The sequence below is a fragment of the Butyricimonas faecihominis genome, assembly GCF_033096445.1.
GTDB classification, from domain to species: domain Bacteria; phylum Bacteroidota; class Bacteroidia; order Bacteroidales; family Marinifilaceae; genus Butyricimonas; species Butyricimonas faecihominis.
The window spans coordinates 2,630,341-2,655,994 of record NZ_AP028155.1; the positions used below are offsets into that span (position 1 = coordinate 2,630,341).

Annotated in this window: 22 protein-coding genes and 2 tRNA genes; 10 read left to right on the forward strand and 14 right to left on the reverse strand. The window is 40.5% G+C overall.

Going from position 1 to position 25,654, the window contains the following annotated elements:
* Nucleotides 1-51 precede the first annotated feature (51 nt).
* The 3 genes from R8806_RS10950 (at nt 52) to R8806_RS10960 (ending at nt 3,860) form a co-directional block, all read left to right on the forward strand.
* Nucleotides 52-1,032, forward strand: coding sequence for a hypothetical protein (locus R8806_RS10950; protein ID WP_151411497.1), 981 nt, complete (start codon nt 52-54; stop codon nt 1,030-1,032).
* Nucleotides 1,033-1,044: 12 nt separating this feature from the next.
* Complete coding sequence (locus tag R8806_RS10955; RefSeq protein ID WP_151411496.1) at nt 1,045-1,827, forward strand: hypothetical protein; 783 nt, start codon at nt 1,045-1,047, stop codon at nt 1,825-1,827.
* A gap of 1,325 nt (nt 1,828-3,152) precedes the next feature.
* A complete protein-coding gene (locus R8806_RS10960) occupies nt 3,153-3,860 on the forward strand; it encodes a hypothetical protein (RefSeq protein ID WP_317146620.1) in 708 nt (235 codons plus the stop codon).
* Here R8806_RS10960 and R8806_RS10965 read toward each other — a convergent pair.
* The gene (locus R8806_RS10965; RefSeq protein WP_124318245.1) at nt 3,857-4,339 is read right to left on the reverse strand and encodes a nucleotidyl transferase AbiEii/AbiGii toxin family protein; all 483 of its coding nucleotides are present in this window, start codon (nt 4,337-4,339) and stop codon (nt 3,857-3,859) included. The two genes, R8806_RS10960 and R8806_RS10965, sit on opposite strands and share 4 nt — an antisense overlap.
* Before the next feature lie 394 nt (nt 4,340-4,733).
* Between R8806_RS10965 and R8806_RS10970 the strand changes: the two genes are divergently transcribed.
* The 4 genes from R8806_RS10970 (at nt 4,734) to R8806_RS10985 (ending at nt 8,448) form a co-directional block, all read left to right on the forward strand.
* Complete coding sequence (locus tag R8806_RS10970; RefSeq protein ID WP_151411495.1) at nt 4,734-5,213, forward strand: hypothetical protein; 480 nt, start codon at nt 4,734-4,736, stop codon at nt 5,211-5,213.
* A gap of 188 nt (nt 5,214-5,401) precedes the next feature.
* On the forward strand, nt 5,402-5,845 hold the full coding sequence (locus R8806_RS10975; protein ID WP_124318331.1) for a JAB domain-containing protein: 444 nt from the start codon (nt 5,402-5,404) through the stop codon (nt 5,843-5,845).
* Nucleotides 5,846-6,261: 416 nt separating this feature from the next.
* Nucleotides 6,262-7,317, forward strand: coding sequence for a DUF3871 family protein (locus tag R8806_RS10980; RefSeq protein ID WP_124318330.1), 1,056 nt, complete (start codon nt 6,262-6,264; stop codon nt 7,315-7,317).
* Nucleotides 7,318-7,713: 396 nt separating this feature from the next.
* Nucleotides 7,714-8,448: a DUF4595 domain-containing protein gene (locus tag R8806_RS10985; protein WP_124317218.1), complete on the forward strand. Its 735-nt coding sequence runs from the start codon at nt 7,714-7,716 to the stop codon at nt 8,446-8,448.
* A gap of 796 nt (nt 8,449-9,244) precedes the next feature.
* Here the strand turns inward: R8806_RS10985 and R8806_RS10990 are convergent.
* From R8806_RS10990 to R8806_RS11025, 8 genes are all read right to left on the reverse strand, one after another.
* Nucleotides 9,245-10,837, reverse strand: a complete 1,593-nt coding sequence (locus tag R8806_RS10990; protein WP_124317217.1) for an ABC-F family ATP-binding cassette domain-containing protein — start codon at nt 10,835-10,837, stop codon at nt 9,245-9,247.
* A gap of 374 nt (nt 10,838-11,211) precedes the next feature.
* Nucleotides 11,212-11,285: transfer RNA gene (locus R8806_RS10995), tRNA-Pro, on the reverse strand.
* A gap of 20 nt (nt 11,286-11,305) precedes the next feature.
* A tRNA-Ser gene (locus R8806_RS11000) sits at nt 11,306-11,395 on the reverse strand.
* 103 nt (nt 11,396-11,498) lie between these two features.
* Nucleotides 11,499-11,960: a hypothetical protein gene (locus R8806_RS11005; RefSeq protein WP_124317216.1), complete on the reverse strand. Its 462-nt coding sequence runs from the start codon at nt 11,958-11,960 to the stop codon at nt 11,499-11,501.
* 23 nt (nt 11,961-11,983) lie between these two features.
* Nucleotides 11,984-12,370: a hypothetical protein gene (locus R8806_RS11010; RefSeq protein ID WP_124317215.1), complete on the reverse strand. Its 387-nt coding sequence runs from the start codon at nt 12,368-12,370 to the stop codon at nt 11,984-11,986.
* A 27-nt stretch (nt 12,371-12,397) separates the two neighbouring features.
* Nucleotides 12,398-12,967: an RNA polymerase sigma factor gene (locus R8806_RS11015; protein ID WP_027202215.1), complete on the reverse strand. Its 570-nt coding sequence runs from the start codon at nt 12,965-12,967 to the stop codon at nt 12,398-12,400.
* Nucleotides 12,968-13,035: 68 nt separating this feature from the next.
* Nucleotides 13,036-14,043 (reverse strand): glycosyltransferase family 2 protein, encoded by a 1,008-nt coding sequence (locus R8806_RS11020; RefSeq protein WP_124317214.1) that lies wholly within the window; start codon nt 14,041-14,043, stop codon nt 13,036-13,038.
* 76 nt (nt 14,044-14,119) lie between these two features.
* On the reverse strand, nt 14,120-14,989 hold the full coding sequence (locus R8806_RS11025; protein WP_124317213.1) for a lysophospholipid acyltransferase family protein: 870 nt from the start codon (nt 14,987-14,989) through the stop codon (nt 14,120-14,122).
* A gap of 147 nt (nt 14,990-15,136) precedes the next feature.
* Between R8806_RS11025 and R8806_RS11030 the strand changes: the two genes are divergently transcribed.
* The 3 genes from R8806_RS11030 to yidC all read left to right on the forward strand — a co-directional run bounded on the left by R8806_RS11030 (nt 15,137) and on the right by yidC (nt 20,701).
* On the forward strand, nt 15,137-16,996 hold the full coding sequence (locus tag R8806_RS11030; protein ID WP_124317212.1) for a DUF349 domain-containing protein: 1,860 nt from the start codon (nt 15,137-15,139) through the stop codon (nt 16,994-16,996).
* Between the two features lie 187 nt (nt 16,997-17,183).
* Nucleotides 17,184-18,791 carry a CTP synthase gene (locus tag R8806_RS11035; protein WP_373289780.1) on the forward strand — a complete coding sequence of 536 codons (1,608 nt, stop codon included), beginning with the start codon at nt 17,184-17,186 and terminating at the stop codon, nt 18,789-18,791.
* A gap of 59 nt (nt 18,792-18,850) precedes the next feature.
* Nucleotides 18,851-20,701 (forward strand): membrane protein insertase YidC, encoded by a 1,851-nt coding sequence (gene yidC, locus R8806_RS11040; RefSeq protein WP_124317302.1) that lies wholly within the window; start codon nt 18,851-18,853, stop codon nt 20,699-20,701.
* 222 nt (nt 20,702-20,923) lie between these two features.
* Here yidC and R8806_RS11045 read toward each other — a convergent pair whose 3' ends face one another.
* From R8806_RS11045 to R8806_RS11065, 5 genes are all read right to left on the reverse strand, one after another.
* Nucleotides 20,924-21,961, reverse strand: a complete 1,038-nt coding sequence (locus R8806_RS11045; RefSeq protein WP_124317303.1) for a hypothetical protein — start codon at nt 21,959-21,961, stop codon at nt 20,924-20,926.
* The gene (locus R8806_RS11050; RefSeq protein WP_124317304.1) at nt 21,951-22,448 is read right to left on the reverse strand and encodes a hypothetical protein; all 498 of its coding nucleotides are present in this window, start codon (nt 22,446-22,448) and stop codon (nt 21,951-21,953) included. The genes R8806_RS11045 and R8806_RS11050 overlap by 11 nt, the downstream gene beginning before the upstream one ends.
* 700 nt (nt 22,449-23,148) lie before the next feature.
* Nucleotides 23,149-23,610: a 6,7-dimethyl-8-ribityllumazine synthase gene (gene ribH / locus R8806_RS11055; RefSeq protein WP_027202226.1), complete on the reverse strand. Its 462-nt coding sequence runs from the start codon at nt 23,608-23,610 to the stop codon at nt 23,149-23,151.
* A gap of 11 nt (nt 23,611-23,621) precedes the next feature.
* Nucleotides 23,622-24,875 carry a bifunctional 3,4-dihydroxy-2-butanone-4-phosphate synthase/GTP cyclohydrolase II gene (locus tag R8806_RS11060; protein ID WP_124317305.1) on the reverse strand — a complete coding sequence of 418 codons (1,254 nt, stop codon included), beginning with the start codon at nt 24,873-24,875 and terminating at the stop codon, nt 23,622-23,624.
* Nucleotides 24,876-24,924: 49 nt separating this feature from the next.
* On the reverse strand, nt 24,925-25,572 hold the full coding sequence (locus R8806_RS11065) for a riboflavin synthase (RefSeq protein ID WP_124317306.1): 648 nt from the start codon (nt 25,570-25,572) through the stop codon (nt 24,925-24,927).
* Nucleotides 25,573-25,654: the final 82 nt, after the last annotated feature.

Below are 25,654 nucleotides of genomic sequence, written 5' to 3' on the forward strand. Positions count from 1 at the left end.
AGTTGTATTAGGTAATTTTGTAATTTTGTTACCAATAAACATTGAAAGATTATGGCGCAAACTGAAAGTCAATTAGAAATATATAAGATTATTTTGGGGCGTAAAACCGTTCGTCAAATAATTAGAGAAAAAGCAGAAGCTGATGAAATTACAATTAATACTGATATAGAATATTCTAACTACCTGTTCAGGAAACTGCTTAATAAACTTACAGAAGATGCAGCTTGGACATCTGATAAAACGAAATTAGGTTTGTCTTTGTTTGTTAATGAAGGCGAAGATGTAAATACAATTTTATCAAATCATTCTGAACAGAATTGTATTGAAGGATTTGTTAATGGTGGTCCATATGATAAAATCAAAACTATTGCTCGAACTACAGATGTTTCCCAAAGAGAGCAATTAGGTCGAGATAAAATGGTAACTGAAAGATTTTATATGTATCTTCATTTACCGCTTGGTTCAAAAATAGGATTATTGTTAATTGAGAAGAAAGGAAGTTTGAAGATAAGTTCGGCTGTACAATTTTTGCTTATAGAATTATTGAAAACGCATCGTTCTGCTGTGAAGTTTGAAAGATTTGTACCTAGCAGTTTGATTGAAGAATATAAAAATGGTAGTGTTGTTGATACATTAACCTTTACTGATTATATGACAACAAGTGTCGTTGATGAAGAAGGAGAAGACCCTATCGAAAAACAGTATGGTATCTCTATAAAAATTACTCCTCCAAATGAAGATAAAACAGATTTTGATCTGGTTAATAATATGTTACATGCTCTGAGAGGGGCATCAATGAAATTAGGATTGGTAACAAAGCGGTTATCTGAATTTTCTAGAAAGAATGGGACTTTGAAAAAAGAGAATAAAAGTTATTCTTTTTCTTTGGGGAATGATTTGAAAATAAAGCCAATCATTGAAATTGAAGATCGTTTTCAAGATGCAGAGCTGGGCACCTTGAAGAGGGTAGATATTAAATCTATGTGCGATGAGCTTTTAGGGCAAATTCGTCATGAAATATACACAGTATAGAATAATATTGTTATGAACACTTCAAATTTGTTATTTTACATTCTCAATCTAATTTCAGAAGGGCAAAAATGGCAATATCAGAATGCTACATGTACCAACACAAAACCTAAATTATATTTTACGACTTTACAATGGATTGCTATTTTATTAGCTTCCATTTTTGTATTAACAAATCATTCTGGATTAAGTACTGATATTATTGACTTTTTATTAAGTTCATTAAGTATCATGACAGGTCTTTTTCTTGCTCTTATTGTAATTGTCTATGATAAGTTTAAAGAATTAGACTTTAATGTTGAAACGGATGAGGATAAAATTAACAAATTGAAATCATGGAATTATCTTCGGCAATTTAATGCTTTGACATCGTATTCAATTTTTATTGCTTTAATTGTTATATCAATTCTTATAGGGTCATTATTATATGGGTATCAGATAAATATTTCAAGTATTCATTTAGCAAAGTCATTTAATGAAATAGACGGATGTCTCACTATAAAAATAGCAATAGTCGTTATTGTACGTTTCTGTATGACCTATTTCTTATTGGACTTTTTTATTTTGACAATTTATGCAATTAGCAGTTTATTCCAGTTTATAAATATTGAGATGCTTTCAAAGAAGCCACCTTATAAACTCAATAAAGAAATGGTTCTATCAGATGCAAAAACACTCAAAAAAAAATATCCAACACTTTCTATTGTAGCAAAAGTAATCATCTGGCTTATAGTAATAGGAATTATTATATATGAATTTGAGCGAGTAAGACTAGTTATACAAGAGCTTATTCAATGACTAATATTATGATAAATTCATTAAGTAATGCCATACAAGATGCAATAATAGAAAAACTTCGCCAAATGGGTGAAATTCACTACAATTTAACAAGGTTTACGAAAAAGCCTATAGCAGACAGATTTTCAGTCCCAATATAATCAATATCTAAGTGAAAAATTTTTTGTTTCCATAAAATTTAGAATATTGCCGTATATAGTTATCCAATACTAAATATACAAACAATATCAAGGCAATGGATTCATTTCTATTGCCTTTTTTATTTGGTGGAAAATTATAGTAGATTTAGTTATATATACCTATTCAGAAGAAAACTCACCAACCAGAATATCACAAGTACAAGTACATCTACAATTAAAAAACTTGCTTGTTAGCTCCCCTTATCCCCTAAACTTTTCCAATAGCTATATCTCCACTCTATTTTTTAAGACTCCCCGTAATCTATTTGTCGTTATATTAGATACTTAATATCTTTGTGTCACGTTAAAAATTCCACTTTAAACAACCATATAAATAGTAGATGATTGACCACCATTCCAAATGAAGATCATCTTTACTCCTTGCAGTCCACCCGTGAGGAGTAATTTTTGGTTTTAAAGTGACACCAAGCTAGATACACCATTTAACGAATTAAACCTCTATAAATCATGTACACTTACGAGCAATTAAGACGATTAGCCGTGCAATCAGGTATCCCAGATAACAAGGTATCCATTGGTTTCTGGATAAGGTCTAAAGGACTGAAAAAGATCAAGAAACAGGTAGACAAGGTAAGAAAGATATACTATATACCAGATAAAGATACTAGAATCCAAGTGTTGCCACTTCATAAAGATTAATCTATAAATCTACATGATATAATTGTATTTCATGTAACCTGAGATCGTGACCAGAAATAGAGAGATTATCCATGCATAAAGATCAATATTTAAAAATTGGGGATTTCACTGGGTGTCACTGTTGCGGGTTTGACAGGGTATATACTATTAACTAGTAATACTAATAACTAGTAATGGTGACACGGGCTTGCCAGTCCATGCCACTAACCCAGATACTCTCTTTTAAATACCTATAGATTATCTATATATGGATGTTTAAGTGGTTTATTTATAATGACAAACGAGCAGAAAAAAAGCAGAAAATGTATCATAACAAGAGATATAGCGGGTAAACTAAACTTGGATGAAACTTATGTATTCATGTGGCTACTTTACAAGTCAAATTGCAGGACGGGTGAATCCCATGTATTGAGAAAAACACTTTGTAACGTTACTGGCTTAAAAAATGAAGACACTATTAGCAAATACACGAACAAGTTTAAAGAATTGGAATTCCTAGACAAGTATTCCATTAAAGGGTATAACGAGGAGGCGGGTAGGATCAGCACAAGTATAACTTACACGATAAGCATTCCCACGATGAACTGGGTACGGTTTGATGCCAGTTTATTAACGGAAGAGATTCCAAACAAGTTGAAGGCGTTCTTGGTGTTGCTTAAATGCCTGTGCCTTAACAATACTAATGTCACTTCTTACAGTAAAAACAAGATCGCTCAACTATTAAACATGGATAGAGGAACGGTAAGTAAATACATGGAAATGGCGATAAAAGAGGGCAAGGTCATAGAGATTAACAAGGTGTTTTTTATAACAGATACCAATATAATCATGGACTTACCTCATGTAAAGGATAGCTTCACGTTTTTAGACGGGATCGCAAGAGAGAAGTACAAGATTATTCACGATTATTGTGTAGAGAGGAACGTTGTACCACCACCGTACGATGACAAGCTAATGGAAATATTGTGCCAGTACAGGTATAATCGCCCAGAACCAGATTTAGAAGCTGCAATTTCAAATGAAACAGAAGCAAACTACTATTCTCTAAAGTATAACCTATCCAAGTTATGCCCCAACCTACCAGAACAGGTACATAGCTTGCAATACTTCCTAACTTCCTTGATAAATAGAAAGATATACAAGGAGAGGTTTGCACAAGAAGAGGTAAAAGAGAAGGTAGAGTTATATCTCTAATTCTTGTTTTCCTGTATTTTCCTAAGTTCTATTATGTCGTATAAATCTTTAGGACGTCCAGCCTTGATTTTGCTATTAATCAAATCATTAAAGGCTATCACCTCGTAAGAGAAAGTTTGACCGTTTACTGTATTAGTTGCCGTGTATCTTTGCTCGTAACATTCGGGGAAACTTCTGCCAGGATTAAAAGACGTGATCAATTCGATGTCGATGACAGGGCTGATCTTGATAGATATGTTCTGTTGTCCCCGTTTCACGTCCTCTGGAAAATCATCAAACTCGTAACCCAGTTCATTCAAGGCATCTCGTAAAGCCACTAGATTTGAAGGTGTCGTGTCTATCCAAAAATCGACATCGGCAGAATGGCGTTGATAACCGTAAAAGTTTACAGCTCCCCCACCAACCATTAACATCTTCACGTTATGCTTTTGCGCTAGGGATATGAACATCCACACGTCTTCATCGAAATCGAGACTCATACCTTTCGTTCTAAAATAAAGTTATTGCTATGTTTTTCCCGCTTGGTTTGAAACTTGTTAATCTCTACCATTAAACGCAAGAAGAACAAGAACCTCTCGTTAGGGGTTCTTTCACTGGCTTCCTTTTCTCGTCTAGCTTGGCTTTCTGCCTTTGTTTCAAACCGTATCTCCATGCTTCTCCTTTGATTGATATACAAAGTTAAGAATATATTTCTAAATACAAGGAGAATTAGACTGGTTAAAATAGAGTATCCTCTAAAAAACACCCCCTCCCCTCTAATTTTAGGTTGGTAATATATACAGGTGTGTTCTATACAAGAGTAGTGTAACCTCATGATACCCCTACCCCAAGCCAGATAAAAACCAATTTAATTAATTAAAAATCAATTCAATTATGGACTTAAAAACTTACATTCAAAACAGGGAGGAAACAAGACCTTCCAGTTCTATCGAGATCAATCCAGCCTTGCTAGAACATTTTAAAAATCAGGTGGCAGTAATACCACCCCCAATGAAAGTAGGCGATGAAATGACCGTCATTGACTTCAAGGGGGAGAACCCGCAGCAGTTACAAGTTGTATGCGCCTTGGGAGAGGAAGAGGTGAGGGAGATTAAATACACTCAACTCGTGCGAACTAGCCAAGCGGGAGATGTCACGCCTAACGATATTCCATGCGATCCTATCGTTGAAAAGAAGTACGGTAAAAAGTTACAATTCATCTATTCTTTTGCCAGAAACATGATGCTAGACGCCCTTATCACCACGCTTAAAGACAAGAAAATCGTGTTATGCGGTCAGGTTGAAACACCAGCCGTTTACCGTGGTCAAAGGGCAAAATTACTCGTTAAGAAGTTCGCTCTAGTGGAAGAGTAGTTAAAGATACAGGGACAGCGAGCGCACGGGGAGGGAAACGAGGTTTCGATATTGAAGCGGGGGAAGTCATTCAAGCTTTCCAAGCAGGTAATATAGAGGCACGAAGTTTCTCTTCCCTTGCCAAACCCAACAAGCTAACGTGAGCTTGAATTATTAAAATGACAACGTGATTAAAGTGTAAATAGATCATGAACGAGCAAGTGAAATTACCAGTGGTAGAACTGGTGTACAGGAGGAAACCTTCTAAAAAATACAAGGTTGAATCCGCTAGGGATGCTTACGAGTTACTGGTATCCCCGTTTAAAGATACAATAGAGCATCATATCTCTACAAGAATTATTCTATTAAATGGCAGTAACAAAGTACTAGGTGTATCTACCGTAAGTGAAGGTGCCTTATCTTACAACATTACGGATGTAAGGTTTATATTGCAACTGGCTATACTTTCTAATTGTAAAGGAGTGATCATTTGTATAAACCAACCTTCTGGTGATCTTGAACCCGCTAAACTGGATGATGAACTGGTTGAACAGGTAAAGATCGCACTTTCACATGTAGATATAGATTTACTGGATTACATCTTGTATTGCGAGGAAGACTATTACAGTTATTCAGATAACGGTAAACTTTAGAAATTGGAGTTGGTGAATAATTGACTGGATAGGTATATATGACCAAAGAGAAAGGAAATTCTCACCGCTATTATATACCGTATAGAAGCCTATTTCTCGTTGAATTTCTTAGTTTACTCCAAGTTAAAGAGGAAAAGGAATAACGATAAGTGATAATGAACTTTAAAAATCAAAGTTGGTGAATTTTTGGCTGTATTGGTATATATAGCTTGTAAGGAAGATAATTTCCACCACTATTATACATGGTGTAAAAGTATATTTCCAGTTTAATTTTTTAATTGGCTTGAAGCTAGAGAACAAATAAAACAAGTAAAAGTGATAATGAACTTTAGAAACCAAGGTTGGTGGGAAATTAATGGATTGCATATATAAACTGAAATTTCAAATATTTCCACCACCGTTAAATAGATTAGATTATGAACACGACAACATTAATTCCAAGTCAAAATGAAGGGTTATTGCCAGTTTTATTTGGTAATAATAATACAAGAAAGGAAGAACCTACATACACATCTTATGAAGTAGTGAATGAACCTGTTAGAAAGGACAAAAGGAAAAAACATTTCATTGAAGCTAACACTGAACCCATTGACATGATCCGTTTAAAAAGTGATTGCATCGTCCCAGTGTTCAGCAAGGATAACGAGATGACAATATCTCATCCCTCGTTTATTGAAACGGTACACAAGGTAGCGAGTGAACTGTTTAGAGGGGAAAGCATAGATGAACCAGATATAATGGTAAGTCACGTTATAAAGGGAAGGATACCAGAAGCCATACATAAACCAGTGGCACAATTGTTAGAAAGTGACAAGACAATCTATTACGAGAGAATGGCATTCGCTTTTGAGATTCCTACCATTTATGAAACGATAGACGGTAACAGGGTAAATTTATGTATCACTGGCGTGAGAGCGTATAACAGGGAGAACCTTTATTCAAAGAAAGTGGCAGAGAGGTTTAGTGTCGCTATTGGTTTCCAAAACAAAGTATGTTGTAACCTGTGTACATTTACAGACGGTTTTAAAACAGACCTTAGAGCCACGAGCCAACATGACCTGTTTAGAGAGGTTATGAAGTTATTCCAACAGTACGATGCCAACAAGCATTTACGGTTGATGAAGAGCTTCACTAGTTCTTACTTAACGGAACATCAATTCGCACAGTTCTTGGGGAAAAGCAGGTTGTATCAATGCTTGCCCGCAAAAGAGAAGAAGTTACTTCCCAACATGGAATTGACGGATTCACAGGTGAACATTATTGCCAAGGCGTATTACCATGATGATAACTTTAAAAAGGAACATGGAGAGAACGAGATCAATTTATGGAAATTCTATAACATGCTTACTGGTGCTAACAAGAGCAGTTATATAGATAACTTCCTAGATAGATCGTTAAATTCCACGCAATTAACGGAAGGAATAGATAGGGCGTTACATGGTGATAATACTTATAAATGGTTTATAGAGTAAAACCATTAGAAATTAATTCTTTTAATTCAATTGATTACTCTAAATTTGCCACACAGCAACCCTAAAAGCGTTTGTTAGATGCTGAAATTTGTTTACTTTTGTGTTGTCTTCCAGTTTAACTGGTGGGCAGACATATTGAATTAATGGAAGCGTTTAGCTTTATCCTTAGTAAGGAAAACGACCAATTTTTGAACTGAAAGGATAAGCAGATACAAACGCTCATGCTTGCCGTATATATATCTACTATATACATGGTTTAGCGTGGGGTTGCTGTTTATTTTCAGTTGGGTTACTTGGTCGTTACCTCTTACTAGATAAGCTGACAACTACCACGCTTTCTTGTTTATATTAATTACTTCTTTGGTAGTTGGAAGTAAAGATTAATTATTATCTAAAATGAAAAAGATTTATTTATTGATGATGTTACTTGCTACGGTGTTCGTGGCGTGTTCTGATGATGACGATGAAAAGGATGATGACAAACCAACAGACAAAGTAAAGTTGGTTAGTAAAATTGTTACATCAAGTTCGGAAGGAATAAAAGAGCTTGAAGAAACATTCGAGTATGATTCTCAGGGAAGAATTACTAAATACAAATATTACAATATCGATGAGGCTTATAGTTACACACTTGAATACGTACACGGGGATAAAACGATCACGATGAAAGACTATGAAGATGATGAATTGTACAATACAATCGTATACACTTTAGAGAATGATATGATCGTCGCAAGTTCTGATGATTATAATGGAAAGCCTGTTAAATTCTCGTATAGTGACAAGTATTTGGTGAAAACTGAGAAAGAAGGGGATTCCGAAATTCTTACGTGGAGTAACGAAAATCTTTTGAGAATAGGCAATGATATGTCATTCACTTATACTGAATACGAAAATAAGAGTAATATTGACATCACCTCTATCAACTTTACAGAGGATGCAGAATTTAATGACATTTTATTTAGAAGTGGATACTTCGGTAATAGAAGTAAGAAATTAATCTCAACAGCTAAATCTGAATGGCACGATCTTCTATATCAATATGAATATACCTTCGATAATGAAGGCTATGTTACCACAATAAAGGATATTGAAAATGGCTACACAAAAACGATCACATACAAAGAGTAATTAGTATGGTGTGCTAGCTAGGTGTGAGGGGTGATAGGTTTAGGCTTATCACCCTCTTTTATACATGGTGATAAATTTGAAAAAACTGACTTGTATATGGAAGTTGATAATTTTCCACCAAACACGCCCCTTGAGATATAACATTTGTAATTAAAGAGTTAGATAACATTATTAATCAATGCCTCACAATACTAATTGTCAACCCACACGTCAACCATAGAAAAAAAACAAAAGCATTTTAAGTAAGTGTAAAGCGGTGATGGCTCAGTCGAAGCAAGGGAAAGCGCAGCTTTTCATTGCCGAAGAGAGTCACAGCCTTCCAAGCTGGGGGTCGCGGGTTTGAGTCCCGTTTTCCGCTCTCATTTTAAAGCACTTACGATTGTAGGTGCTTTTTTCATTTCAGGCCATTTTCATGGTTTTTACCCCCTCATGTAAGCAATGATGTAAGCAAAATCCCCCCCCGTGTAAACCAAGATGTAAACCCAATCATTATCCGGCTCCTCGTGTGTGCGTTAAAATAAAAGAAGTAATAGTAATCCTACCGAGAATTAAGAGAGAAGGTACCTCTTTTTCGAAACTGATTCAGAGCTTACTCGTGGCTCATGCAGCCCAGATAAAATAAGTTCCGGTTAAGCTCTGAATAAGCAATGAACGAGAGGTAGTTTCTCCATTACTTCACGGTTAGATTACACTTGGTTCTCTACATAAACTGGAAGGCTAAACAAAATGAATTTGTTCAAAAGTGCCTTTGATGGATTTTCAACAGATCATTTTTTATAAGATGATAAAAAAACATTTATACTTCTATATACCTGCTCACCCCAATTTCATCCATAAAACTCCGATCATGCGAGACGGCAATCACTGTTCCCCGGTAATCCTTAATAGTCGAAGTTATAATTTCAATATTCAATATATCCAGATTATTCGTAGGTTCATCCAACACAAATACGTCAGGCGTGTTATTACCGATCATCAGACAACACAACACGAGACGCATCCGCTCTCCTCCACTCAATTTACAACAAGGTTTATCCCAGACCTCCCGGGGAAACAAGAAACGATTCAATCGTATCTTCAACTCATGCTCCGGGATATTCTGCTCGTTAAAACCTTCTGCCTGCTCATAGACCGTCAAATTGTCCCGCAACAAAGAACACTCTTGGTCCACATATACATATTTAAAATCCCCCCGGCTCAACACGCCTTCTGTCGGCTCCAATTGTCCGAGTAGTAATTTTAATAACGTCGTCTTTCCCGAACCGTTTTTTCCATCCAAACCGACACGTTCCCCGCTCTTGATCTCGAAACAAAGCGCATGTTCCCACAATAATTCCACGTCATAGCTGAAATTAACGCCACGAGCTGTAACCAAGGTTTTTCCCTCGTGTAATCGCGACGGGTTAAAATCTACTTTCATTTGTTCCACACCCGGCAAGGCCGCCCGGCTTTCCGAAAGAGTCATGGAAATCGCATCTATTTTTCCCTCATGCACATCTCTCAAATGGGAAGTACACTTTTCCGCCTTATTCTTCAACGTATTCATCATAATCCGGGGAATTCCTTTCTTCAAACTTTGCTTTTCTCCCCGAACTTCCCGTTTCTGCTGTCGTTCTGCCGCATCCTTGGCAATCTTTTTAGCCAGACGTAGCTCTTTCTGTTTCTCCTCGACCTGCTCACGCAGTGCATTCAAATGTATCTCTTTCTGCTCTTTATAAAAATCATAATTTCCACCATAAAGCACTATCCCTTTACGTTCCAACTCCAGCATCGTCGACAGCAAATTCAACAATACCCGGTCATGACTCACCACGAGCAGGGTTGCACTTCCCCGACAAATCAAATCATACAATTTCTCTCGACTCCCTCTATCCAAATGATTCGTCGGTTCGTCCAACAAAATTACCCCCGGTGAATGCACTTGAATCCCTGCCAGAAAAACCTTCGTTTTCTCTCCCCCACTCAGTGAAGACATCTTTTGACCAAGTTTCACGTTCAGTAATCCCCAATACTCCAACGCCGAACGACTCCGCTCCTCTATATCCCAGTCATCTCCTAGAATCGTGAAAGACTCTACATCAACACTCCCGCCAAGTATCGCGTGCAATGCTTCTATTTTCCGCTCCACCTGCAACGCCTCAGCCACGGTCCACGAATCGAATTGTCCCATGTGCTGCGGGATATAATAAGGCTTCTCCGAGACAATGATCTCTCCCGATACGGGTTGCAAATCACCCGCAAGCATCCGCAACAGCGTTGACTTCCCCGAACCATTATTCCCGATCAATGCAACCTTACTTCCGTCCGGAACCCGAAAACTGATATTCTGAAACAAAAGTTCCTTATCTGCATGGCTATACATAACCTGTTTCACTATAATCTCACTCATAAAACTTCAAATAAAAAAAATGAATACCGGATTGACTTATTTCGGGCGGAAACATGTACACGAATCTCTCACAAGTTCTTTTAAAAACTTGTTTTCACGTAACCTGTTCGGAATAACAAATGAATACTTTGGATGGTACACATGATTCCTAAATTAAAAGTCGGCTCACTACAACTTCAAGACAATTGTATGCTGCACATAAAACAATTAATAAAACCCGATGCTCCTATCACGTAGACTTTGGAGACTTTACCGGTTTTACAACCGACTTGTTTATTTAGACATCTTCATTCGTGTAAGTATTAAATTTATAGGGACAAAGATACGCATTTATTCAAATAAAAAAAACAGTCACTCTCGTGGCTGTCTATCTGTCGGGGTGACAGGATTCGAACCTGCGACCCTCTGCTCCCAAAGCAGATGCGCTACCGGACTGCGCTACGCCCCGAAAATGAGCTTCAAAATTGGTGGCGGAGAGAGGGGGATTCGAACCCCCGGTACAGTATCCCGTACGACAGTTTAGCAAACTGTTGGTTTCAGCCACTCACCCATCTCTCCAATTGCGCTGACAAAAGTAGTGCTTTTTATTGTTCTTGCAAGCTTTTGACGTGATTTTTTTCTTTTTTTTCACGTCCAGCCACGAATTTCCCCACTCGATCAACTATTTCTGCGCGGGTGCAGGATATTTCCCCATCTTCTTCCACAATTGATGATGGAATTTCTGCTCGGCCTGAATCATCATCCACACTTTCTTGGCGGACAGAGCCTTGGTCAACTTCTCGATATATTCTTTCTTAATATCTCGTACAGCCTGTTCGGCAGATAACATGATCTCCAAATTCTTCAAAGCTTGTTGTTCCGTCACTTCCGGGACCTCTTTTTTATCTTTCCGGCAGGTTAAATCTCGTATTTTATCATTCTCGACACGAATTTTCTGCTGCATCTCGTTATATAAAGGCCAGAACTTAGTGGCCTCTTCCGGGGTCAAATCCATCTCTTGAGTAAAAAAGGCTACTTTTTGAGCCTCGAACTCTTTCCGTTTGTCTTCACTCAATTTCCCGCTTTGGGCAAATAAAGAAAAACCAAACCCCACCATCAATATAATCAAACTTATCTTTTTCATATATTTTGCTTGTACATTCAATTCTACCTACGCTCCGCGTATAAAAACTCAATCGGATCAGTCTCTTGTGACAGATACTCGATGATCTCTTCACGAGATGGATTAAAATCCGCATCGAAAATATTCTCATCCTCTGCTTGTGCCGTCACGTTCGCCTGCTCTCCATTCTTTAACAGTATCCGATTTTCATCCACCAGATTAGGAACCAGCAACTGTACGACGATCATTGCGAAAGCGAATAATCCCGCTAAACCGAGATAAGGTTTTAACGTCTGAAACAAACTCGTTTCCCGTGTCTTCCCTTCCTCATCCTTTATCCGGTCCATCACCCGATCGCCCAACGTGTCAAAATAACGATCAGGCACCGAGAACGGGTTCTTTGATTTATATTTCTCATCCAAATTATCCATAACCTTCCATTTTCTATTATCCAATAACTATTCGAACGAGGGTAAAGTATCCGAAATCTTCAAACTTTCCTCTATTTTCTTTACCGCATTGTGATAAGTTGCCTTCAGCGTTCCCACGGCGACATCCAGTACCTCGGCAATATCCTCATATTTCATGTCATCAAAATACTTCATATTAAATACCAGACGTTGACGCTCCGGCAATTTCAACACGGCTTTCTGCAATTCCCGCTGGATCGAATCCCCACAAAAAAAACTATCACTTTCCAGCTGATTTTCCAGCATGGGAGTAATCTCCTGCGAGTTCCCATAAGTCTTCCGACGCTTTTCACTCAAAAAATTAATCGCCTCATTCGTCGCCACCCGGTACATCCATGTAAACAATTTCGCCTCGTAACGAAACTCCCTCAACCCCTTCCAAATCTTGATAAAGGTATTCTGCAACACATCATCGCTATCTTCATGCCCTATCACGATTTTACGGATATGCCAGTAAAGCCTCTCGCTATACTTTCCTACAAGTAACCGAAAAGCTTTTTCCTCTCCATTTCCGGAATGAAACATTCTTACAATATCTTCATCACTTATCTCGTTCATGCTTTCTAATCATATCATTAAAGCCTACACCCCTATGACAACATTTTATGTCAAAGGTTTATTTACCATCATTTAAAATTTAAATCCGAGAACTTCTTTTTACCCCGCAAGAAATATTCCAACACGATACTCCGGGGATATATTCCCGAAAGACTTATAGAACTTTCAGGAACCGGATAGGCTTTCCTCATCTCCCGGAAAGCCTTGTATGCCCGGATTACCGAACGGGTGTTGGACCATTGACCTTTCAACAGAAAAAGCCCTCCCGCCATCGTGTCCAGCAAAACTCGTGCAAAAAAGATTTTCTTACGCTGTTTAGCACACAGATTCTTATGCAACATCAATAAATTATTCCGGTAATTCAAAAACAACTTTCTCGGATGATTCATCGGCAACGAGCCTCCCCCCAAATGGTAGACGACAGAAGAAGGAACCACCTTTAAAGTATACCCTCCATTTTTCAATCGCCAGCAAAGATCAATCTCTTCCATGTGCGCGAAAAAAGCCTCGTCCAACCCTCCTGCCGCACGGTACACGTCCCGCCGAATACATAGAGAGGCCCCCGTTGCCCAAAAAACATCGACCTCATCATCATACTGCCCATCATCCTGTTCCGTGGTATCCATCACACGCCCGCGGCAAAACGGGAATCCTAAATAATCAATGTATCCCCCAGCTGCTCCGGCGTACTCGAACTTCTTTTTATCCCGGTATGCTAATATCTTCGGTTGCACGGCTGCCACCCTCTCGTCCCGGTCCAACACGGCGACCAACGGTTCCAACCAACCGGGGGCGACCTCCACGTCACTATTTAAAAGAACCACGTATTCCGCCTCGATCATCTCGATTGCCCGATTATATCCCCCGGCGAACCCGAAATTATCCTCGAACAACACCCGTTCCACGTCCGGAAACTCTTGTTCCAGACATATCCAAGAACCATCCGTCGAATGGTTATCCACCACGACAACACGCCCCAAATCAGTATTCGTGTTCTTCACGACCGAAGGTAAAAACTCCCGTAACAACTTCTCCCCGTTCCAATTCAATATAATAACAGCTACCCGTTTCGCCATTCTAATTTTAGATTTATGATTTTAGATACCAGCCACACAAGCCCAACGCTTTTTGATTTCATTCTAAATTTTAAATTCAAAACTTCTTCTTATGTTTCCATCTTTTATGCGACCACAACCAAAACTCCGGCTCTTCTTGTATAAAAGATTCCAACAATCGAGTATGCATTTCCGTCAATTTCCCTTGGGGTAACTCGGACGGGTTGGCACACACATCCACGAACTCGACCTCGTAATACCCACGTTTCACCTTACGCATATGCACCGAAACCACCGGAATATTATACTTCCGGGCAATCCGCTCCGTGCCGAGTAAAACCGGGGTATCTTGATTTAAAAAGCGCGTCCAGAAATTCAAATTACGCCCGTTAGGAGTCTGGTCACCGATAAAACCAGCCAAAAACAAACGATTTTCCGAACGATAACGAGCAATAACCCTTAACGTGTCATCCTTTGCCACGAGTACCGCCCCGAATCTTGAACGGATTTGTTTCATCATGCGATCCGTCACTTTATCACGAATCGGTTTATACAAGGCCAAAAAATCCGCCCCCGTTTCCCACAAACTGTATGAAGACATCCACTCCCAGTTACCATAATGCCCTAACACCCCGATCACGCTCTTTCCCTCGTCAAAATACGACTGGGGTAACTCCGTGTTTTTAAACACGCAACGTTTCCGGATCGAACCCTCGGACATATGCCACAGTTTATATAATTCGATAGATAAATCGGCCAAATGCTTGTAATATTTCCGTTCTATCGCCTTGATCTCCCGCAAGCTTTTCTCCGGGAAAGAATTACATAAATTCGTCCTCACAACCTTACGCCGATAATGAATCACGTAGTAAAGTAACAAATAGTTCAAATCCGCCACCAGATAAAGGACTCGGAACGGAAGGAAACTAATCAACCATACAAAACCATACAGAATATACGAAAACATAAGCATCAATTATAAATGTCAAAGATACGTGCTTTGCAATTGAAATCCAAAAAGAACTTTCTCTCGCTTTTTTTACTCATTATAAATTGGCATTATCAGAATTAATCATTAATTTCGTGAGTTGAATGCGTAAAAATACGAACAGTTATGGAGCAAGAAAACTTACAACAAGCCGAAGAGTTGAATAACAACGAGCCAATTTCTCCGGATACTTTAAATGATGAAACACAAGAAGAGGTTTCAGTTCAGGGTCAACCTACACCGATAGAGAAAGCCCCCGAAAAGGAAGTTCCGGTATGGGATTTCTCCAGTTTTAACACGGACGAGATTATTTCTCACATGAAGTCTTTAATCGACGATTTCCCCGTGCAACGCCTGAAGGTGCTGGATTCCCTACCCCAAGTTTTCGAGGCCCAGTATCAAAAAGAATACGATAAAGCATTAGCCGATTTTACCAAAGACGGGAGTCCGGCTGAGGCATTCGACTATCAGGACAATTCCAAAGAACGCTTTTATAGCGTGTACAGAACCTACCGGGAGAAAAAATCGGAATATTACAAAAAGCTGGAAGGCGAGAAAGAACAGAACTTGAAGGAAAAGCTCCAGATTATCGAGGAATTAAAGGATCTGATTCAACACGAGGAATCACTGAACAAAACATACCAAGATTTCAGAAATTTGCAAGACAGATGGAGAAACACGGGTATGGTTCCGCAAGCTCAAGCAAGTGATTTGCTGGAAACGTATCACCATCACGTGGAGAACTTCTTCAATTATATTAAAATTAACAAGGAGTTGCGGGATCTTGATCTGAAAAAAAATCTAGATGCCAAGAATGCCTTGATTGAACAAGCCAACGCTTTACTCGAAGACAATAACATCGGGAATGCCTTTCGACAACTGCAATCTCTCCATTCGCAATGGAAAGAGATCGGACCAGTTGCCAAAGAAGTTCAAGAAGAAACTTGGAACCGATTCAAAGAAGTGACGGACAAGATCAACAGCGCTTACCACCGTTTCTTTGACAACCTCCGGGAAGAACAGGACAACAACTTGAAAATCAAAGAAGAGATTTGCGTGAAACTGGAAAATTACGCATCTGTTTCCTTCGAAAAACTCTCCGAATGGAACGTGGCCACGGATACCGTTCTTGCCCTGCAAACCGAATGGAAACATGCCGGGACAATTCCGATCAAGGAGCGCAATCGCCTGTATAAACGTTACCGGGCTGCTTGCGATGCTTTCTTCGAGAGGAAACGTCAATACTTCCAAGAAATACAGACCTTGCAGAATAAAAACCTAGCCAAGAAAATAGAACTTTGCGAGAAAGTCGAGGCGTTAAAGGATAGCACGGATTGGGGTACGACCACGAAGAAAATCATCGAGTACCAAAAAGAATGGAAAACAATCGGCCCCGTATCCAAAAAAGTATCCAACAAGATATGGAACCGTTTCCGGTCTGCCTGTGATCATTTCTTCGATCGAAAATCAGCTCAATTCAAACATGTCTCTTCCGATCAGGAAAAGAATCTTGAACTGAAACGAGAACTGATCGAAGAAGTACGCAATTTCAAATTAACCGGTAATAACGATGATGACATCGAGGCATTGAAAGCCTTCCAAACCCGCTGGGCAGAAATCGGATTTGTTCCGATCAAAGAAAAAGAAACCGTTCAAAACGAATTCCGTAAACTAATCAACGATCATTTTGATCAGCTTGACATCGACGAATTCGAGAAAAACATCGAACGATTCAAGTCCAAAATCAACACGTTCGACAACAGTGATGACAAGGACAGCAAGATCATTCAAGAAAGAGAAAAATTAGTCAACAAGATCAAGCAACTGGAAACAGACCTTCACGCTTGGGAAAACAATATTGGATTCTTCTCCAAATCAAGCAATTCCGAGAGTCTGGTCAAAGAATTCTCCAACAAGATCGAGAGCGCTCGCCACAAACTAGCATTAATGCAAGAAAAGCTGAGACTCATCGATGGCATGATTTAAGTTGAGACCATCAAACATAAAAAGAGGCATTTCAAAAGTGCCTCTTTTTATGTTTGTATGATATTTTTTCTTACTTTTGTCGTTAAGTTTCAACATACTTGTTCCATTTGATTGTTATTCATTGAATAACAAAAAGTTCAAGTATTTTCAAACCGTTGGATGTATAATATAGAAATAACTATAAAATATTTATATCGTGTCAACAAAATATGTTTTCGTTACGGGTGGAGTTGCTTCTTCTTTAGGAAAAGGAATTATTGCTTCCTCATTAGCAAAACTGCTTCAATCAAGAGGTTATAAAGTTGCAAACCAGAAATTGGACCCGTATATCAATGTCGATCCCGGAACCTTGAATCCTTATGAACACGGCGAATGTTACGTGACCAATGACGGGGCAGAAACCGATCTGGACTTGGGACACTACGAAAGGTTCACGAATATCCCGACGTCCCAAGCGAACAACATCACGACTGGACGTATCTACCAAAACGTGATCACGAAAGAACGTCGCGGTGATTATCTCGGGAAAACGGTACAAATCATCCCGCATATCACGGATGAAATCAAACGAAATATAAAACTCCTCGGGGCAAAAGGGGATTACGACGTGGTAATCACGGAAATCGGGGGTACGGTAGGAGACATCGAATCCTTACCGTTCATCGAGGCCGTTCGCCAGTTACGCTGGGAGCTGGGCGAAAAATCCGTGTTCATCCATTTGACTTTGGTTCCCTACCTGAGTGCCTCAGGCGAGTTGAAAACCAAACCCACGCAGCACTCGGTTAAAGCCCTTCTCGAAAACGGGGTACAGCCGGACATCATCGTGTTGCGCACCGAACATGAACTGGGCTCTGATCTGAGAAGAAAAGTTGCTCTTTTCTGTAATGTTGACCCGAAAGCCGTTATCCAATCCATAGACGTTGACACTATTTACAAGGTACCGATCAAAATGCGGGAAGAAAAACTGGATGAAATCGTTCTTTCCCAGCTTGGATTGCCTTTAAAACACGAGCCGGATTTGGAATCATGGGAACGTTTCCTGTACAAATTCAAAAACTATAATCGCAAAGTCACCATCGCTCTCGTCGGAAAATACGTGGAGTTACACGATGCCTATAAATCTATCGTGGAATCATTCATCCACGCCGGGGCAGCTAACGATTGTAAAGTAAATATTAAATGGGTACACAGCGCTCACGACATCAACGTGGAAAACGTGTGTGACATATTCAAAGATGTTGACGGTATTCTCGTGGCTCCCGGATTCGGACAACGAGGAATTGAAGGAAAACTTCTTGCTATCGAATACGCCCGTACCAACAATATCCCTTTCCTAGGAATATGCTTGGGTATGCAAATGGCCGTTATCGAATACGCTCGTAACGTGCTTCACTTGGAGGGAGCCGATTCCACGGAAATGGCCCCGAAAACCAAATACCCGGTTATCGACTTGATGGAGTCTCAGAAAGAAGTTACAGACAAAGGGGGAACCATGCGTTTGGGAGCATACAAATGCGTGCTGAAAGAAGGATCTAAAGCTATCGAGGCCTACGGGACAAAAGATATTGAGGAAAGACACCGCCATCGTTATGAATTCAACGGCAAATACACCGAACAATTCGAACAGGCCGGAATGATCACGACAGGAGTTAATCCGGACACGGGATTAACTGAGATCGTGGAAATCCCGACCCATAAATGGTTCGTGGGTACACAGTTCCACCCCGAATACAAGAGTACGGTAACCAACCCGCATCCTCTATTCGTGGCGTTTGTGAAAGCCTGTCTATCATAAAAGTTAAAAGATAAAAACTAAAAGATAACAGTTAAAAATTAAAAACCTAAAATTAAAATATGGATAGAAATACAATAACCGGTTTAGTAGTCATCGCGCTCATACTAATCGGCTACTCTTATTTCATGAGTCCTTCCAAAGAGGAACTGAAAGCCATGCATGTCCGGGACTCCATTGCACGGGTTGAAGCCCAACGGGCCGCTGCATTGGAGAAAGAACGTCAGGCAGATTTTGCAGCACAACAACAAAATACAGAAGCACAGCAAGCCGGAACAGAGGCCATATTCAAACAAGATTCACTGCCGGTAGAACAATACACTCTAGAAAACAACAAAATCAAATTACACATCAACACCAAAGGGGGATGCATTGACTACGTGGACTTGAAAGGATATCGCACACACGACTCTCTCCCGTTGATTCTGTGGAAAGACCACAAGAGTTCCATGGGCCTGAACTTCTACGCCCGGAACAAGCAAATTAACACGGCAGATCTGATTTTCGTTCCCAACACGAGTCAAAAAGAACTGAATGCCGAGGCGGCCGAACAAGTGCTTACGATGCGGGCTTACGTGGACGAAAATAAATACCTCGAATTCGAGTACAAATTAGCCCCGGATTCTTACATGGTTGATTTCAACATCAACACGTACAATCTGAATGACGTTATTGCCTCGAACACGAACTTCCTCACGCTATACTGGGGAGTGGATATGCCTCAACTTGAAAAAAGTAGAGACTTTGAAAGCCGTTATACCGGGGTATACTATAACTTCTCAAACAATGATGTAGAGCATCTTTCCCTGACTGGAGACGAGAAAGTAGACTTGCCTACGAGCGTGAAATGGGTGGCTTACAAACAACAATTCTTTTCCTCCGTACTTATCGCAAAAGAGTCATTCCCGAACGTGTTGGTCTCCACGGCCAACAACACGAACCCGGGCTTTTTGAAAACGGCAGATGCTGAAATTTCATTACCTTACTCCGGGAAAGCCATTGAAAAATACGATATGCGTTTCTTTTTCGGTCCGAACTCCTATCCGGTCCTAAGAGAATACGGCAAAGATATTGAACTTCCCCAGTTGATTAACTTGGGTTGGAAATGGATCGCTTGGTTTAACCGTTACGTCGTAATTCCAATCTTCAACTTCTTGGAATCGCACGTGACCTTGAACTACGGTCTTATCATTTTACTGTTGACCCTGATCATTAAACTTGTTCTTTTCCCGCTGACTTACAAATCGTATATGTCACAGGCCAAGATGCGAGTTTTGAAACCGCAAATTGACGAGATCAACAAGAAAATCCCTGCAGACAAGGCCATGGAGCGCCAGCAAGCCGTCATGAAATTGTACAAAAAGGCAGGAGTGAACCCCATGGGAGGATGTTTACCGATGCTTTTGCAGATGCCGATCTTGATTGCCCTCTTCTACTTCTTCCCCGGAGCCATCGAACTGCGCCAGAAGAGTTTCCTGTGGGCCACCGACTTGGCATCATACGATTCCATCGCCACGCTGCCCTTCACCATTCCGTTCTACGGGAACCATGTCAGCCTGTTCTGTTTGTTAATGACGATCACGAACATCTTGTACATGTGGTACAATAGTAAGAACCAACCGCAGAATGACCAGATGAAAGGAATGCAGACGATGATGTACATCATGCCGATCATGTTCCTGTTCATCTTCAACAGCTATTCATCCGGTTTGAGTTACTACTACTTCATCGCCACGTTGATCACGATTGTTCAGACTTGGGCTATCCGGAAATTCGTAAACGACGAGAAATTGTTGAAACAAATAGAACTCGCCAAAACAAAACCCGTGAAGAAATCCAAATTCCAACAGAAATTGGAAGAAATGCAACGGATGCAGGAACAACGGATGAAACAAATGCCGAAAAAGAAATAAGGTACTACAAATAACATTAACGAGGCTGTCCAAAAAGTCATTTTATTTCAAAAAACTCCTCCGTCACTTCGTGCCACCTCCTCTATAAACAGAGGAGGAGCTGGTGACTCTTCCCGAAGAAAGGGAGCATTTCAACTCTCCCTCTGTTTATAGAGGGAGTACGGCGAAGCCGGGAGGGAGTTTGAAAAATGACTTTTTGGACAGCCTCGTTTTATAGACTCACTAATTCAAAAAACTCCCCAATTGTCGATAAAACGATATGAATTCCTCAAAAGACAAATTTACAGATTCCAATTCGTTCACATCAATATCGTAACTGATCTCTACTCCCCGATCTTCCACCTTATCAATACGCTTTCGAACATAAGGTGGTGTCATGAAATGTGAAGCTCGGGAATCTTCATTCACTCTAAAATAAATTTCCCGACCAGACACAACAGGAGAATAATCCGCAACATCCCAACAAACCTTCCGATCTCCATTTTCTCCATACATTTTCAAGAATTCATAAATAATATCCGCCACCCTTTTCAATTGATCTGCCGACATACAATTCAAACTGGATTCAAACGTGTCAAGACCATATTCAACAAAAAACACTTCCTTACGTGCATCAAAATTTATACTCTTATCAATACTAATCGGATATCTGTTATACCCTTTAATATTGCAATCAAAAGGAGCTTTTTCTCGCTTGATGAATAAACCGACCGTCTTGTAAAGTTCTTCGAGTTGCTCGTACGTCACACCGTAGATTTCACTATTCCCCACGGTCATACAATAAGTCGTGGCTTCCATGGCAGGTTTATCATTACTGACAACTTTTTGCTTCTGTTGCTTAAACACCCGCTTCAGTTCTTTTTCCTGATGACAAAGGAATTGTTGCATCTGACAGATAAAATCATACCATTCCGTGAAATAACAGATCGAAGATATAAAGCCATTTGACGCATCAATAACAGCCTCATTCTCTTGCTTTGACTGTTTAGCGTTAGCGACATAATAGGCACAAGCTTTTTGTATTTTTCCACACTCGATACTCCATGGACGACGAAGTACCCGGAAAAGATTATTGAGATGACAAATACAATTATAGATCGTTTCCAACGGATCTTCAGAAACCAAATCCACGTTACATTTTTTAAGATCCTCGACTATTTGTCGGTAAAAACGATTCTCGGTTAAGGAATCGGAAAGACATTCATCACCTGTAAATTTTTCCGACACATTCGATGCTGGGATAAAATCACTATTCCCCATAATCCTGATTATTAATTGATTGTCCGTCTATGTTCAACGACATATTCTCCGTTTTCAATAACTCATTCAATTCACACGCTTGACGCTGATGATATTGTAAAAATCGACCAAGCAACACCCGAAAGCGAGAATTATCTAACAAAAAAGTAGTCCAATCGCCCCATACTTCTACAATCCGTAACCGCTCCTTTTTAGAAATACCCTCGGTAGCCAAATATTGCAGAACAGCTTTTTGAATCACCGAAATTTCATCTGCCCATGAACGATCGAATAATGTCAACATTTCAATCAATCTCGTGTTTCTTTTCTGGAGAGTCACAAGTCCCGCTTTATCCGTCATTCTCGGTGACGCAATCGGATACATCATTTCGAGTTGTTTCGAGTAATACTCCATCAATTTTTGTTTCTCCTCAATTGATAACTGATTGGCTACCCGCCCGGGTGCTTCCATGTCTACCGCAGACACACGGCTTACATCTTCTTCCATAATAATATGTATTAATTTAGACGGGTATTCCAAAAAGAACGGTCCCGCCTGACCCGTTGTACGTCACTTCAGCGAAGCCGGAGGCACATTAATGCACTCCACGGGGGTGCGGAACCGAATATCGGCAACAGCAGCAGGCAAAAAAAATGCCTGCCACTGAAATTGAAGCAGATCCACTACTTCGCTGATTATGACGTACGCCACAAATATACAACATTTTTAAACAAAGCAAACAGCAACATGAGAATAAATTCATCAAAATGCAACTATATACCCTAATCTATGGAAATTCCTATGGCAACGTAGCCACGAAAATTTATCGTTGCTCCCCTGTTGCCACCCGATTGCTTTCCATCGTCCGAATCCCGACAATGTTATTTTTACTTATATCCTGTTAAAATGGCGGCGATAATCGGGCGATGATCGGGCGACAATCGGGCGATGGCGCCTAACAGTCGCCCAACAGCCTGTCAACCAGCTGAGAATTGGGATATTTATCCGTTAGAATGCCCATAGAAAAGGGACAAAAATAATAAACAAGAGCAATTTTACTATTTATATGGCATCAGTCCAAAATGGTGACGTGAAAACATACACCATCGATGAAATTAGAGAACTCTTAAATATATGAGTGACCCAAAAACTAAAAAACCGTCTCGGATTAAATCCGAGACGGTAACCTCTTTCCAATTTGTAAAAATCAAATCTGTTTCAACAAATTAATCATTTCGATAGCCGTAGTTACCGCCTCGAAACCTTTATTTCCGGCTTTTGTTCCGGCTCTTTCAACAGCTTGTTCGATCGTGTCGGTAGTCAGGACACCGAAGATAATCGGGGTTCCCGTTTGCAACCCGACATTAGCAATCCCCTTGGTTGCCTCGTTAGCCACCATATCGAAATGAGGAGTTGCCCCACGAATCACGGCACCCAAGCAAACAACGGCATCATACTTTTTCGTCTCGGCCATCTTCTTAGCCACTAACGGAATTTCAAAAGCACCCGGAACCCAAGCCAAGTCAATATTTGCCTCATCTCCGCCATGACGTTTGAAAGCATCCAACGCTCCACCCAACAATTTACTCGTGATAAACTCGTTAAAACGTCCTGCAACGATACCAATTCGTTGGCCTTCTGCCAGTAATTTCCCTTCCAGTAAATTCATAGTCTTTATATTTATTTGTTTTCTAATCCTTCTTTCAATTTCTCGATCTCTTCCCGTTGACGCACGTGGATCATGTGTCCCATCTTCTTGTACTTCGTGTACATATAAAACTCGTTCTTCTCGTTACAAGTCATTTCAATCGGCTCACGTCCCACGATTTCAATACCGTATCCGGTCAAACCATTAATTTTTAACGGGTTATTCGTCATCAAGATCATTTTTTTCACACCCAAATCCGCCAAGATCTCTGCCCCGGTACCGTATTCACGCAGGTCAGCCTTAAACCCGAGAGCGATATTCGCCTCCACGGTATCCATTCCCTCGTCTTGTAGGTGATAAGCCTTCAATTTATTAATCAAACCGATACCCCGGCCTTCCTGACGCATGTACAACAATACTCCCCGACCTCTCTCTCCGATCCGACGCATGGCCTCGTTCAGCTGATCCCCGCAATCACAACGCAAAGAACCGAACACGTCGCCCGTCAAACACTCCGAATGTACCCGACACAATACCGGTTCCCCATCTGTCACGTCACCTTTCACTAAAGCGATATGATGTTCCCCGTTAATCTTGTTCACATACCCGTAGGCTTTGAAGTCCCCGTATTTTGTTGGCATATCAGCCTCGGTTACCCGTTCCACCAAAATTTCTGTTTTCCGACGATAGGTAATCAAGTCCGACACTGTAATCATTTTCATTCCATGCGCTTTAGCAAACTCCTTCAACTCCGGTGTACGCATCATCGTTCCATCCTCTCGCATAATCTCGCAACATAAGCCACACTCTTTCAACCCGGCAATTCGCATCAAGTCCACCGTGGCCTCCGTGTGTCCCATACGCTCCAGCACGCCCCCCTTCTTTGCCTCCAACGGGAACATATGTCCCGGACGACGGAAATCTTCCGGTTTCGCATTATCCTCTACCGCTTTCATCGCGGTCACGGAACGCTCCAACGCGGAAATACCCGTGGTCGTGTCCACGTGATCGATTGACACCGTGAACGCCGTGCAATGGTTATCCGTGTTCGTGGCAACCATCTGTTCCAACCCCAACTTCGTGGTCAAAGCCTTGCTCATCGGCATACAAATCAATCCTTTAGCATAAGAAGCCATGAAGTTCACGTTCTCCAACGTCGCAAACTCGGCCGCACAAATCAAATCTCCCTCGTTCTCCCGATCCGGGTCATCCACGGCGATAATCATCTTTCCGGCTCTCAAATCTGCAACAGCCTCTTCAATCGTACTAAATTTAAATTCTTCCATATCTAGTTTTCTTTATTTTATATCTTTTAGTTTTTACCTTTTAACTTCCCTAGAATCCATTCGCTAACAAGAAATCCAACGTCAACCCGCCTTTAGGCTCTACCGGGGCTGCCGGACGCATTAACTTCTCCACGTATTTGGCAATCACGTCATTTTCAAGGTTCACCACGTCACCAATCTTTTTCTTCACTAACGTCGTTTCATCCTGCGTGTGAGGAATAATAGAAACCGTAAAACCCGTATCCGTCACGGCCACGACCGTTAGGCTTATCCCGTCAATCGTGATAGAACCTTTGTCCACGATATACCGCAACAGCTCTGCCGGGGCTGAAATCATGATCCAAATGGCATTCTCGTCTTTCTCTCTCCCGACAATCTTCCCCAACCCGTCAACATGGCCCGACACGATATGTCCCCCCAAACGCCCGTTCAACGTCAATGCTCTCTCCAGATTCACCCGGTCCCCTACGTGCAGCTCTCCTAAATTGCTACGCTGCATCGTCTCCGGCATCACATCTGCACAGAAACTCCCGTTAGCAAAAGAGATCACGGTCAGGCAAACCCCGTTCGTGGCAATACTATCCCCCACGTGCAAATCCTCCAACACCTTCTTTGCCTGCACCTCCAGCACCACGCTCCGGTTTCCCCGCTTGATACCCCGTATGGTTCCTATTTCTTCGATTATACCTGTAAACATCTTAATTTTAGATTTACAATTTATGATTTTAGATTTCCTCGCTCAATGCCCTCACTTTTTTAATCACGAAATCTATTATCTT